Origin of the sequence: Pseudoalteromonas sp. SG43-5 (assembly GCF_014164345.1) — a bacterium.
Lineage (GTDB): Bacteria > Pseudomonadota > Gammaproteobacteria > Enterobacterales > Alteromonadaceae > Pseudoalteromonas > Pseudoalteromonas distincta.
Map to the genome: position 1 here is coordinate 1 of NZ_JACJFA010000019.1, position 13,088 is coordinate 13,088.

Annotated in this window: 11 protein-coding genes; 10 read left to right on the forward strand and 1 reads right to left on the reverse strand. The window is 34.8% G+C overall.

Features of this window, described 5'->3' with window-relative positions:
- The first annotated feature begins 48 nt into the window (after window positions 1-48).
- The 8 genes from H5161_RS16565 (at window position 49) to wecA (ending at window position 8,860) form a co-directional block, all read left to right on the forward strand.
- The gene (locus tag H5161_RS16565; protein ID WP_182769686.1) at window positions 49-1,014 is read left to right on the forward strand and encodes a Wzz/FepE/Etk N-terminal domain-containing protein; all 966 of its coding nucleotides are present in this window, start codon (window positions 49-51) and stop codon (window positions 1,012-1,014) included.
- Between the two features lie 87 nt (window positions 1,015-1,101).
- Window positions 1,102-2,532: a lipopolysaccharide biosynthesis protein gene (locus H5161_RS16570; RefSeq protein ID WP_182769687.1), complete on the forward strand. Its 1,431-nt coding sequence runs from the start codon at window positions 1,102-1,104 to the stop codon at window positions 2,530-2,532.
- Window positions 2,529-3,428, forward strand: a complete 900-nt coding sequence (locus H5161_RS16575; RefSeq protein WP_182769688.1) for a glycosyl transferase — start codon at window positions 2,529-2,531, stop codon at window positions 3,426-3,428. Before H5161_RS16570 ends, H5161_RS16575 begins: the two co-directional genes overlap by 4 nt.
- Before the next feature lie 378 nt (window positions 3,429-3,806).
- A complete protein-coding gene (locus H5161_RS16580) occupies window positions 3,807-4,610 on the forward strand; it encodes a hypothetical protein (protein ID WP_182769689.1) in 804 nt (267 codons plus the stop codon).
- Between the two features lie 13 nt (window positions 4,611-4,623).
- The gene (locus tag H5161_RS16585) at window positions 4,624-5,697 is read left to right on the forward strand and encodes an EpsG family protein (protein WP_259398714.1); all 1,074 of its coding nucleotides are present in this window, start codon (window positions 4,624-4,626) and stop codon (window positions 5,695-5,697) included.
- Between the two features lie 13 nt (window positions 5,698-5,710).
- Complete coding sequence (locus H5161_RS16590; protein WP_182769691.1) at window positions 5,711-6,484, forward strand: glycosyltransferase; 774 nt, start codon at window positions 5,711-5,713, stop codon at window positions 6,482-6,484.
- Between the two features lie 119 nt (window positions 6,485-6,603).
- Complete coding sequence (locus H5161_RS16595) at window positions 6,604-7,356, forward strand: glycosyltransferase family 2 protein (RefSeq protein ID WP_182769692.1); 753 nt, start codon at window positions 6,604-6,606, stop codon at window positions 7,354-7,356.
- Window positions 7,357-7,789: 433 nt separating this feature from the next.
- A complete protein-coding gene (gene wecA, locus H5161_RS16600) occupies window positions 7,790-8,860 on the forward strand; it encodes a UDP-N-acetylglucosamine--undecaprenyl-phosphate N-acetylglucosaminephosphotransferase (RefSeq protein ID WP_182769693.1) in 1,071 nt (356 codons plus the stop codon).
- Window positions 8,861-8,997: 137 nt separating this feature from the next.
- Here the strand turns inward: wecA and H5161_RS16605 are convergent, their stop codons facing one another.
- Window positions 8,998-10,371, reverse strand: coding sequence for an MBL fold metallo-hydrolase RNA specificity domain-containing protein (locus tag H5161_RS16605; protein ID WP_182769694.1), 1,374 nt, complete (start codon window positions 10,369-10,371; stop codon window positions 8,998-9,000).
- 582 nt (window positions 10,372-10,953) lie between these two features.
- Between H5161_RS16605 and rfaH the strand changes: the two genes are divergently transcribed.
- Together rfaH and H5161_RS16615 are read left to right on the forward strand one after the other, a co-directional pair.
- On the forward strand, window positions 10,954-11,439 hold the full coding sequence (gene rfaH, locus H5161_RS16610) for a transcription/translation regulatory transformer protein RfaH (RefSeq protein WP_182769695.1): 486 nt from the start codon (window positions 10,954-10,956) through the stop codon (window positions 11,437-11,439).
- A gap of 529 nt (window positions 11,440-11,968) precedes the next feature.
- Window positions 11,969-13,084 (forward strand): polysaccharide export protein, encoded by a 1,116-nt coding sequence (locus H5161_RS16615; protein ID WP_182769696.1) that lies wholly within the window; start codon window positions 11,969-11,971, stop codon window positions 13,082-13,084.
- The last annotated feature ends 4 nt before the right edge of the window (window positions 13,085-13,088 follow it).

Sequence of the window (13,088 nt, forward strand, 5' to 3'; positions counted from 1 at the left end):
TTTGATAGCTGATAGCTGATAGCTGATAGCTGAACTTATGAGATCTAAATGGAAAACAACTCAAATAACCTAAAGCAAGTAAATGCTCCAGTGGCTAATAACATTGCCGACGACGAAATAGACCTACGCGAACTATTTACCGTTATTTGGCAAGGCAAGTTGATAGTTATTGCTTTAACCACTTTATTTTCTGTGGCATCAGTTTTTTACGCTATTAGTCTTCCGAATATTTATAAATCTGAAGCATTACTAGCACCTGCAGAGCAAGATAAGCAAAGTGGTTTAGGTGCACTAGCGGGCCAGTTTGGTGGGTTTGCTAGTTTAGCTGGTGTTAACTTAGGTGCCGGTGGTGGGGTTGATAAAACTCAATTGGCGCTAGAGGTACTAAAATCACGCAAGTTTACTAGCGAGTTTATTCAAAAGTATAATATTTTGCCAAATTTAATGGCTGCTAAAACTTGGGACCGTGAAACTAATACCGTTGTTTATGATGAAGAACTTTATCTTGCTGATCAAGATAAGTGGATACGTGAAGTTAAAGCCCCTTTTAAAGCAGAGCCCTCAATGCAAGAAGCTTATAAAGAATTTAAAAAAGCTATTTTTACAAATGTTGATACAGAAACGGGAATGATAACAATTGCAGTCGAGCATGTATCGCCTTATATTGCAAAGCAATGGGTAAAATGGTTAATTCAAGATATAAATGAAACCATGAAAGCGCGTGATGTGTTAGAGGCAAATAAAAGCACTGAATTTTTAACCCAGCAATTAGAGCAAACTAAAATTGCTGATATACGTGCGGTGTTATATAAACTAGTGGAAGAGCAAACAAAGACCATTATGTTCGCAAATGTGCGAGATGAATATGTATTTAAAACGATAGATCCTGCACTAGTGTCGGAGGAAAAGTTCAAACCTAAACGTGCGCTTATTAGTATATTTGGTGCTTTATTAGGATGTTTTATCGGTGTTACAATCGTGCTTATTAGGCTTTACATTCCTAAAGGCAAATAAAACAATTCAATGTAATGAATCTCTTAATTAAAATTTATTTTAATTATTATTCTATAACGTTAAAGCGAAACACTAGAGAAAATAATATTGTTTAAAGTTAAAGATTTATTACATTATACAACTGGTCCAGTGACGAGTGCATTTCTAGGCTTACTAATAACTCCTTTGCTAGCATGGACTTTTTCTATGGAGGATGTAGGCAGGGTATCTATTTATCACTTGATTAGTAATTTAGTTGTAATGGTTTTAACTCTTGGATTAGATCAATACTACATGAGAAAGTATTACAAAGCTGAAAAGGCAAACTTGCTAATTACCTGTATTACACCGAGTATCATTGCCCTTTGCATATTCTCTTATGTCTTTTATATGTATAGAGTCAGTATTCTACAGTATCTTTTTGAAATGAAGAATGATGCTATTGCAATCATACTTGTTTCGTCATTTATGGTTACTCTACTTAATCGGTATCTTTCACTGAACCTAAGGATGGAGGGTAAGGCACTCAAGTTTTCTTTTTCACAAATAATACCAAAGTTAGTTATTTCATTAGCCCTTATAAGTATATTTTACTTAGAAGATATTATGTTTGATGACCTTTTATATATATATCTTTTATCTAATGTTGTATTACTGGTTTATCTACTTATAGAAAATATTAAAGTCTATAATTTTTTAAATTTATTTGAAATATATAAATTAAGTTTTAAAAATTTAAAGGATGCTTTTAGCTTCGGACTACCACTGATTTTAAGCGGCTTAGCATTTTGGGGGTTGACAAGCATAGATAAATTAATGATTAAAGACTTATCATCCTTAAACGAGTTGGCTCTATATAGTGTTGCTGTTAGTTTTGCATCGGCTGTTGTTATAATAAGATCTGTTTTTAGTACTATATGGGCACCTGCTGTTTATAAAAATGAAGACCACCCAGATATAGAGAAAAATATTAGATCGGTTGTTAGTTTAATGGGAGTGGTTATATTTTATCTATTTTGTATTGTAGGTATTTTCTCTCCATTAGTTTCAATTATACTGCCTGATAATTATGAATTGGTATCAAGTATAATTATTTGTTGTGTTGGATACCCCCTTTTTTACACGATGTCAGAAGCTACATCAATGGGTATCAATGTAAAGAAAAAAACGTATTATTCTATGCTTATATCAATACTAACTTTAGGTGTTAATTTTGTTTTAAATTACCTTTTAATACCTTATTTAGGTTCGGGCGGGGCTGCAGTAGCTACGTTGATCTCGTTTTATATTTATTATGTATTGAGAAGCGAAATTTCTTCAAGAATTTGGGTTTCATTCCCTAGATTTAGGCAATATTTTGAATTTTTAATTGTAATCTCACTATGTACATTACAGGTGGTTTTTCATGACTTTTCACCTTTTTTGAAAGTCTTAGTGTGGTTGACACTATTAATTTTTTATACTTTTTTTTATCGCAGCTATTTATACTTACAATACTCTAAGCTAATTAAATTATTAAATAAGAGGGTAAAAGTGTGAGTGCTTTTTTTAAACACCTTCGTGCATTGCTGAAAATGCCATTTTTAGTTAATAACATGGATAATGTTATTAAACTCGAAGCCAGAAAAGTCCAACTAGACTTAGCTGACTTCAAAGAATATAAAAAGTTTGCAGACATAAGGGATAAAAGTGTAATTGTATCATTCACTACATATGGGGAACAAATTCATGAAGTTCACTATGTAATAAAGTCAATATTATCACAGACGATTAGACCTAATAAGATTGTTTTATGGTTAGATGAATCTGAGTTTTCAGAGAGTGATATACCATTAACACTATCGAATTTATATGAATTTGAGTTGGAAATTGAGTTTGTTTCTAATATTAAATCGTACAAAAAGTATATTCCAACTGCAAAGAAATACCCAAATGACATTATTATAACTATCGATGATGACTTTATTTACCCACGAGACATGATTGAGAGTCTTCTGCGCGAGCATTTAGTATTACCTAACGTAATACTGGGGACTAGAGCGCATAGAGTGAAGTACAATAAAAAAGGAAAAATACTTCCGTATAACAAATGGGAGTATGAGGCTAATTGCTTCTCTTTAAAGGAAGATGTATTTTTGACTTCTGGTGCTGGCATGCTTTTCCCTCCTGGCCTGCTGAGCAACGAAGTTTTTAATGAAAAAATATTTATGGGGCTGGCTGATAGCGCTGATGATATATGGTTTAAAATAATAGCCCACATTAGTGGAGTAGACTGTAAAAAAATTAATGATAAGCGAGATTGGCCCACCAGATACCTTCAATTAAGCACTGGCTACAACCAATCACTAAGCTCTTTGAATGTAGGAAGGTCTAGAAATGATACACAGTTGTCTGCTCTATTAAATTTCTACAATTTACATTCACTAAGACGATAAAGTCTATTGTATTAATCTTATTTATTGTTTTATATATTTTCGATAGAGAAGTTAAATCAATCCTCTTTTTATCTCTAAATTATATAACGAGTATGTGGGACTAACTATATTAAGTGAATTGAAATGTGTTACTGAGCATCAGTTTTATTTAAAAAGAAATAAAAAAATCAGGCCTTTTATATTAAGTGTCATTATTATTGCGAGGCTTGAATGCTTATTACGCATAGTAAGTAGAGTCTAGTATAATTATAGTGAGGTTACATATGCAATCATGCTCTAATTATTTAAAAAGAGAATGTTTTAGCTTTTCATATAATAAAACTCACTGTAATTATATTTAGATATTAAGAATTAATAGTATAGAAAAATGGGTATTAAATGTTGGCAGAAATAAGATCGTTATGGATTGGTGGTGCTTTATCTAGATTAGAGAGGGTTTGTTTAACCTCTTTTTTGCGTGCAGGGCATAAGGTGTATTTATATACCTACGATAAAGTATTAAACATACCAGAAGGTGTAGAGGTGTTAGATGCTAATGTCATACTGCCAAAAAATAAAATTTTTACTTATGGTTCTGTGACTGGTAAAGGTAAAGGTAGTTACGCTGGATTTGCTAACCACTTTAGGTACGAAATGCTTTTAAAGTGTAGCAATACCTATTGGGTTGATATGGACGTTATCTGTCTATCTCCATTTTACATTGAGAACGAGCTCGATTTTGGCTTTGAGAATGATACTTATATAAATAATGCCGTAATTGGAACTCAGGAATCTGGTAACAAGCTTTTCTCTAACCTAAGCGATTATTGCGATAATCCTTTCCAATTTACAAGCTGGGATACATTTAAATTTCTAATAAGAAAATTTATTGGAAGAACATGGGGGCGAGGAGACTTTTCATATTTGCCGTGGGGTATTACCGGGCCCAAAGCTCTTACCGGTTTTGTAAAGAAAGGCAAGCTATTAAACTTCGCAGCACCTGTACAAAAATACTACCCTATTTCATCAGCGGACTGGAAGAAAATTTTCTTTGCCAGCGATGAACACATTAATCTTGAAGGAGCCCAGGCAGTCCATCTGTGGAACGAGCAACTACGAAGAGATAATTTAGATAAAAACACTGTATTCGATAAAGAGTCCTTATATGAAAGGCTTATTTCAGAGCTGAAGCTTGATGAATAGTGTTTTCTGAGAAATGATTTATCTTATACTTGTTGTCGTACTTACACTTTTTTCGTACTCATCTATAGCAAAAAAAGACTACAGCTTTTTAGGCTATTTTTTAGTGCTGATACTTGCCTTGTTTGCGGGTTTGAGACATGAAGTTGGTGCTAAGCCTGATTGGGAAGTGTACCATCAGGTATTTTATGATGCTCCAGAGTATATTTCTAACTTATTTATCTATTTTTCTGATAATAATCGCTTAGAAAAAGGTTACTTAACTTATAATTTTATTATTCATTCTATTACTGATGATTTTAATTTTTTTCTCGTTGTTACAGCTTTAATCACAATAGGTCTGACCTACAAGAGTGTATCTATTTACACTCCTATGACTATCTTCGCACTGCTAATTTATATGCGTTATGGTTATTTTCAATTTAATATGATGTTTCTAAGGCAAGGTTTAGCTGTCGCAATATTCCTTTATTCAATACAGTTTATAAAGTCTAGAAACGCTTATGCTTATTTTTTATTAAATTTAATAGCTATTACTTTTCATGTGAGCTTGATTGTAGTTTTCCCCCTGTACTTTTTTATAAATAAAAAATTTAAACCGCGCGTTTTTATATTTATTTTAATTAGCACGCTATTTTTGCAAGGTGTTAATATAATTAAATTAATAGCGGATTTTTTACCTAACTCAAATGTTATTTTTTACGCGTTTAAGTCTTATGTCTCTGCTGGGGAACCAAAACCTTTTTCTTTCTCATTTATAGAAAAACCGTTAATGTTTTTTATTTTACTTTATTATTATGAGAGATTAGCAAAAAGGTTCGAGTATTTTGATCTATTCTTTAACCTAAGCTTTGTTGGGCTTATTTTAAGTATTTTGTTTATGCAGTTTGAAGACTTAAGTGATAGATTTGTGATTATTTTCAATATATCTAATATTGTGCTTTTAACATATTTAATGCGAGTGTTTAAAGGTGGGGGGAAGTTAACTTACCTAATTATCGTATCCTTAATAATTATGTTCTTTGTTTTCAAAATGACAAATTCAGAGCAATACATACCCTATAATATATTAGGGAAAATTAATCTTTAATAGTAAGGCCTTTATGTTAACAATTGCTATATCAACAGTTGCAGCTTCTTTAAATAAGTTGACAGAATATCTTCATAAAAATATTGATAAAATAGACCATAGAATCGATTTTTTAATATGTTCACAAAGAGAACCTACTAATACTGTAACCCACCTATCAGATAGGGTTAAAGTAATAAAAACGACTGAATCTGGATTAAGTCGCAGCCGTAATATGTTGCTTATGAATAGCCAGAGTAAGTGGTTGTGGGTACAAGATGATGATATTGAATTAGAATTTGACGCCCTACAACAGTTAGTCAATATACTTCAAAATTCCAATGCTGAACTTCACTTTATAAAAGTTAAGTCATTAGAGAGTCACAATGAATTTTATAAGAATTATGCTTTTCATCGCTCTCATAAGCTAACAAATTCTTTAAAGATATCTTCTATTGAAATCATTGTAAGACGAGAGTTTGTCAATGCTAAAAATATTAAGTTCGATACTAACCTGGGTTTAGGGACACAGCTTCCTTGCTGTGAAGAAAATAAATTTGTATTAGATTTATTTAAGGTTAATGCAAAAGTAAGTTATTTAGATCTAGCTACTTGTTACCACACGACTAATATAGAAAGTCGAGATATAGATCATGCGGGTCGATTCTGTGCTAGAGGTTACTTATTGCGCTTTTACCCTTTTTATATTCGGTTTGCACTAATGCTACGGTGGGCAATAAAAATTCCTGCAGAGTTATCTTTCTACGAAAAAATGAAGCTAATGTTAAAAAACTACATTAGAAAATGATTATTTCATTTCTAAAGCTTTAATCTAAGTTTTATCTCTATATACTATGCAGGATTTTTTAAACAGATATATCTTAGCAAAATTCACTATAAAAGTGTTTTTCAAACGAAGAGTTAAATATGTACCTTATTTCAATTATTACGGCAACTTATAATTCTTGTTCAGAATTGCTCGAAACTTATAAGTCTCTATCCTCACAAACGCTAGATAATTGGGAATGGCTAGTAACTGATGACTGCTCATCTGATTCAACATATCAATTGCTGCAAGAGATATCAGAAAAAGATCAAAGAGTAAAAGTTTTTAAAAATGCCGTTAATTCAGGTGCTGCTGTCGCCCGTAATAGTTCATTGAGTCATGCTAAAGGTGAATTTATCGCGTTTATTGATAGTGATGATTGTTGGCTTCCTAATAAACTTGAAAAGCAAGTTGCCTTCATGCGGGATAGCATCGACTTTTCCTTTACTGCCTATACCTTAATAGACCATTGCGGAGAGTCAATAAATAAAACTGTAGATGCAACTCAAACTGGCTTTTTTACATATGAAGACATGCTAAGAAAAAAAGCAACCTTAGGTTGCTCTACTGTGATGTTAAGGCGTAATGCTTTTTCTGATATTACTATGCCATTACTAAGAACAGGGCAAGATTATGCAACATGGCTAAAGTTATTAAAATCGGGGAAAAACGCTTACCTATTAAATGAGATACTAACGTGTTACAGAATAATGCCTAACTCAATTTCAAGAAACAAATTAAAAAAGGCTAAGCGGCAGTGGCAAATTTATCGTGAAGTAGAAAAGCTACCTTTTATAAAAGCAGTTACTTGCTTTGCCTATTATGCATGGAGAGCTGTGTTTCGTAAGTCGTGATACCTATAAAAGCCTAAGTGTTTAAATCTTACTCTCGGAATAGATCTTTAGTTTATATGTGTATTCAATGCGCGTTCAGAGTTCAGCCATAGAATAATGGACTAGCGTATTGCTAATCAAAAAAATGAATAATAAAATATATCTATTGTGTATTTGTATAATACAAAACTATTTAATTTACTCATTGTTGTTTAGAAAGGCTCTAAATAACCCAAAATACTTAGATGCTTTACTAGCTCATTAAACTTTGAGTTTTTTTATAGGCAAGTGTTATATTGTTTTCGCCAAGGAGTACATGAGTGTGTTTAGGGAAATTCTTACTTTAGCTGTAATTATTTACAAATTCAGAAAGCACACATTAAATTTTTAAGTGCTTTAAATCAACTGAAACAACCAGATTAAGTTAACTTAGCTAGTTAACACGGAACTTTATATGATTTTAGATCTTCTATTTACCTTTGTTATTGCCTTCGCAATGCTATTCCTAATGCGAAAAGTAGCACACAATATTGGACTTGTAGACATTCCCTCAGGCAGAAAAGCTCATACAGGTAATATTCCCCTAGTTGGCGGCGTGGCAATATGTATCACAATAGTTCATTACATTTATTCTCACCCAGGTATGATTAATCACGAAAACCTATTTATGCTTTGCATAACTGCGCTTACAGCAATCGGTGTTCTTGATGATAAATATGATTTAAGCGTTAAGTTTAGGATCATCATACAAACGGCTATCTCTATAGTTATGATTTACTTTGCAGGTGCTCAAATGCAGTCTTTGGGTAATATGTTCGGTATTGGAGAAATTTTTCTCACATGGCTTGGTCCTGTGATTACCGTGTTTGCAGTGATCGGCTGTATTAATGCTTTTAATATGGTTGATGGTATCGATGGGCTTCTTGGTGGTTTATCAATTGTTACATTTGGCAGCATAGCTATTTTATTATCTTTGTCGGGTGAGCAAAAACTTAGCTATTTATGTATATTGTTGGTAATTACTATGATCCCTTATATTATAATGAACTTGGGTTTATTCGGTCGTGCTAGAAAAGTATTTATGGGTGATGCAGGTAGTATGATGATAGGCTTTACTGTAATTTGGCTTTTAATTGGCGCTAGCCAAAATCCAGGTAGCCCAATGATCCGTCCTGTAACAGCATTATGGTTAATCGCAGTCCCTTTAATGGATATGGTTGCAATAATGATACGTAGAATTAAACAAAAAAAATCACCATTTAAGCCTGATAGAGAGCATTTACATCATATCTGCCAAAGAATTGGCTGCTCTCCGATGCAAACATTGGCGTTAATTTGTTTTATAGCCTCGGTGTTTGCTTCGGTGGGGATGCTGGGAGAAGTGTATAATATCCCAGAGTACTATATGTTTTATTGCTTTCTAGTAGTATTTAGTCTTTATTTATATGCACTTGCAAACTATTGTAAAGTAATTAACTACATAAGGTGTAAGCTTGGGTTCCCTGAACTTGCAGTACAAGAATAACTTGATTGTTGTATTATAGAACAAAATAAAGTTACATAAATACCTTCAAATCCAAATGGCACTTAAAGCAGAGTGTCATTTGGACATACTTTTACAACAGGTGCTGTGGATTTATTTACACTTCACTACGTGGCTCATTAACAGCTTCCAATCTCGATTTTAACTTCATTACCTAATACCTCTTTGTACTTTTTGGCCAATGCACTTTTTGCATCATCATCGCCATGCACAATTTTTATATGGCTTGGCTTTTTATGCATACCTGTTACAAACTTAACTAATCCTTTTTGATCGGCGTGGGCGCTATAGCCGCTAATTGTATGTACTTTGGCGTTTATAGTAATGCGAGCATCGTTTATAAAAACATACCCATTACGTGGGCCATATTTTTGAATTTCGCGACCTAACGTTTTATTACCTTGGTAACCTACAAACAATACATCGGTGGTTTTGTCACTTAAAAATCGCTCAAGATAATTAACTATTCGCCCACCAGTACACATACCGCTTGCCGCTAATATTATTGCTGGTGATTGCCGCGTACTTAAATAGTTGATAACAGCCATGTGCTCTTTGTGTGAATCAACCGTAGTTAGGTTTTTAAAATCGAGCGGATGCCTACCGTTTGCAATTTTGCGTTTAGCTTCGCTGTCCCATAAGTGTTTAAAGTTTTTGTATTGCTCAGTAAAATTGGCTGCCATAGGGGAGTCGAGTATTACGTGAATGTCTCGCCACTTAGACTTTTTAGATGAGCTATGTATGAGTTGCTCAAGCTCATATAATAGCTCTTGTGTGCGGCCAATACTAAAAGCAGGAACTAAAACAACGCCGTTGTCGGCTACGGCGCGTTCAATAATGTTTTTTAGCGTTTTTGTACGCTCTTTACGGCCTTGATGATTTTTATCACCGTAGGTTGATTCAATAACTAGGGTGTCGGCTTTATAAGGCGCTTTAGGTGAAGGGAGTAGTGGGGTATACGGCGCGCCTAAGTCTCCTGAAAATACAACGCGATGTTTGTTGTTATCATTATTTGTAATATCAATTTCAACGTAGGCAGAACCCAATATATGCCCTGCACGCTGAAACCTCGCCTTAGCTTTGCCGGGCGCTTTGCAAGGCAGTTCAAACCACGTTTTATAATCAACAGCAATTATGCGTTTATTTAATAAGCTTAAGCAGGCAGCTATAATTTTAGGGTCGCGGGTTACACCTACTTTTAAAGCATCTTCAATTACCAAAGGTAATAAACTGGCCGATGCAATACTTGTAAAAATAGGGCCTTTAAAACCGGCTGCTAACAAGTAAGGAATTCGACCAACATGGTCAATATGGCAATGGGTAACAATAAGCGCAGTAACATGGGTAATATCAAATTCAATTGAAAGATCTGCTTTAGAATCCTCACCCTGAAATAACCCGCAATCAACAAGCACACTCGTTTGCTCGTTAACTACCAGCTCGTGGCACGAACCAGTAACGCCGTTAACCGCTCCGTGGTGAAGTATTTGCATTGCGCTTCCTTGTCATCAATTTGTTACATTGAATTTTAAGGTAGAAGTAAAGCCATAATTATTCAAGGTTCTAACGCTTGAGCTAAATTAATAACCTCACCTTTAAATATCACTCTGTAGGTGCGAATTTACATCGCGCTCATGCTTTAACTCCAAAAAAGCGAGGTATAAAACCTCATCTACAAATATGTACCAACCTGTATGTGCGAATTTACTTCGCGCTCAAGCTTTAACTTCTTAAAAAGTGAGGTATAAAACCTCACCTACAAACATGCACCAACCTGTAGGTGCGAATTTACTTCGCGCTCTTATTTATATATTTATTAAAAAATATTAATTAAATTTTTTAATAAATTTTCGCGGCTAAACTTTTGTTTAACCCGATCTAAACATGGCTTTATAGGTACTAAACTAGCGTTAAAGCCTTTACTCCCTTTAAACTCAATAACAATATTTATTAAAGCGAGTAGCTATTAACCACTAAGGCATATTTACATAGGCGCTCTATGCTGGTTATAATGCAGCGCGTAAATAGTTTAGTGTTGTATTTATTGCAATTTTAGTGATGTATTAAGGACTACTATGGAAAGTTGGTATTTAGTCGTATGCAAACCTAAGCAAGAAGAGCGAGCTAAAACTAACTTGCAAAATCAAGGGATTGAAGCGTTTTACCCCAAATTAACTACCGAAAGGTTAGTTAAAGGTCGTCGTACCGTCAAACAAACTGCTTTATTCCCTAATTATTTATTTGTATGCCTTGATTCAAAAAATGGTAACTTTTCTGCTGTAAAAAATACACGTGGAATAGGTGGCTTTGTTTCTTATGGAGCAAATTATCAGTTGGTTTCTAAGCACATAATTGACCAGTTAAAAAATGAACGTGCACACACTATAGAATCAAAAATACCAAAAACGGGTGATGTAGTTAGCGTAAATAACTATTCATTTAATAATATTAAAGCTATTTACAAAGAGCCTGACGGCGATATGCGCAGTATTTTGCTAATTAATCTACTTAATAAACAAGTAGAAATGAGTGTAGATAACAAAGATATAAACCAATACTAGTTATAAAGCGCAACTTAGGCTTTATGCCATAAAAAATTAAGTAAGTATCAGTACGTAGGAACTGCAACCTAGGGGCGGAAGCGTGCCCGAAGGGCTAGACAAGCAAAAAGTTTTGCTTTCAAGTTGGAGCGAGAGGAGCTCTGCGACGAACTGGAACGTGAAGCGTGCCCGAAGGGCTAGACAAGCAAAAAGTTTTGCTTTCAAGCTGGAGCGAGAGGAGCTCTGCGACGAACTGGAACGTGGAGCGTGCCCGAAGGGCTAGACAAGCAAAAAGTTTTGCTTTCAAGCTGGAGCGAGAGGAGCTCTGCGACGAACTGGAACGTGGGGCGTGCCCGAAGGGCTAAACTCATTACCAGTAGGTTAGAATATATTTTTACTTTTGCTAGCTTATGGCTTTTAACCAGTACGTATAAAATGATTCGCGCTTGCGCGTAGTTAGCCCTCATGCTTTAATTACAGCGCTAAAAAAATAAGTACTCACCAAGGTTGGTGATTAAGAACAATTTTAAAATAATTTTGGGATTCTACAATGGCGTTAAGCTGTAAATCACTCGTTACCTCACTCGCATTATTATCACTTACAGGTTGTACAATAATTCCGGGTAGCCATTTTGAAGGTGTTTCTCCAGGTGAGCAAACTCAAAACCTAGAGCAAGACCTAGAAAAAGTAAACATTCAAATTATTGACTCATCATTAATAAATGAACAGAAAAAAGCACGTAAGGCTGCAAGGCCTATATCTAGTTTGGCTGGTATAGATACCAACAATTATCAATACAAATTAGGTGTTGGCGACGTACTAACAATAGGCGTATGGGATCATCCTGAGCTAACAATCCCCGCAGCAGTACAACGTACCGCAGAGTTTGACGGCTTTCGAGTACAACGAGATGGCACAATTACTTACGCCTACGCACCAAATATACCAGCTGCAGGTAAAACAATAAGCCAAGTACGTAACGAGCTTGTTAAACGCCTAAGCCGAGTAATAGAAGACCCACAAGTAGATGTAAAAGTAGTCGGCTTTAGAAGCCAAAAAACCTACGTTACCGGTGAAGTAAACAAGCCTGGTGTATACCCTGTAACAGAAATACCACTTACCCTCATTGATGCCCTAAACCAAGCCGGCGGCTTAACTGATGCAGCCGATTGGCGCACAGTAACATTTACCCGAGGCGACAAAACAGAAATTATTAAACTTGATGACTTTTATGCCCATGGTGATATTTCGCAAAACCGCTTATTGCAACATGGCGACATTGTGCACGTAAATCGTAACGATGCACAAAAAATATTTGTATTGGGTGATGTTAAAAAAGCTGGTTCAGTAACGCTTAACCGTTATGGTTTAAACTTGGCCGAAGCGCTAAGCGACTCGGGCGGCTTAAACGAGGCAACAGCAGACGCTAACGGCGTATTTGTACTGCGTAAAAGTGACGTAGAGCAAACTGGGGTTATGGCAAACGTATACCAATTACACGCTAAAAATATAGCGGCAATGGTATTAGCTGAGCAGTTTGAACTACAACCGCGTGATATTGTATATGTAACATCGGCACCGATTGCCCGTTGGAACCGCGTAATTAGCTTACTGTTACCGTCAATTGCTACTGTAGATAGTATTGATGATATAACTGCAAACTAAGGGT

What these genes read in the sequence shown, in the direction of transcription:
- H5161_RS16585 (WP_259398714.1), top strand. Translation starts at nt 4,624, where the DNA reads ATGATTTATCTTATACTTGTTGTCGTACTTACACTTTTTTCGTACTCA.
- H5161_RS16605 (WP_182769694.1), bottom strand. Translation starts at nt 10,371, where the DNA reads ATGCAAATACTTCACCACGGAGCGGTTAACGGCGTTACTGGTTCGTGC.
- H5161_RS16615 (WP_182769696.1), top strand. Translation starts at nt 11,969, where the DNA reads ATGGCGTTAAGCTGTAAATCACTCGTTACCTCACTCGCATTATTATCA.
- rfaH (WP_182769695.1), top strand. Translation starts at nt 10,954, where the DNA reads ATGGAAAGTTGGTATTTAGTCGTATGCAAACCTAAGCAAGAAGAGCGA.
- wecA (WP_182769693.1), top strand. Translation starts at nt 7,790, where the DNA reads ATGATTTTAGATCTTCTATTTACCTTTGTTATTGCCTTCGCAATGCTA.
- H5161_RS16590 (WP_182769691.1), top strand. Translation starts at nt 5,711, where the DNA reads ATGTTAACAATTGCTATATCAACAGTTGCAGCTTCTTTAAATAAGTTG.
- H5161_RS16595 (WP_182769692.1), top strand. Translation starts at nt 6,604, where the DNA reads ATGTACCTTATTTCAATTATTACGGCAACTTATAATTCTTGTTCAGAA.
- H5161_RS16565 (WP_182769686.1), top strand. Translation starts at nt 49, where the DNA reads ATGGAAAACAACTCAAATAACCTAAAGCAAGTAAATGCTCCAGTGGCT.
- H5161_RS16580 (WP_182769689.1), top strand. Translation starts at nt 3,807, where the DNA reads ATGTTGGCAGAAATAAGATCGTTATGGATTGGTGGTGCTTTATCTAGA.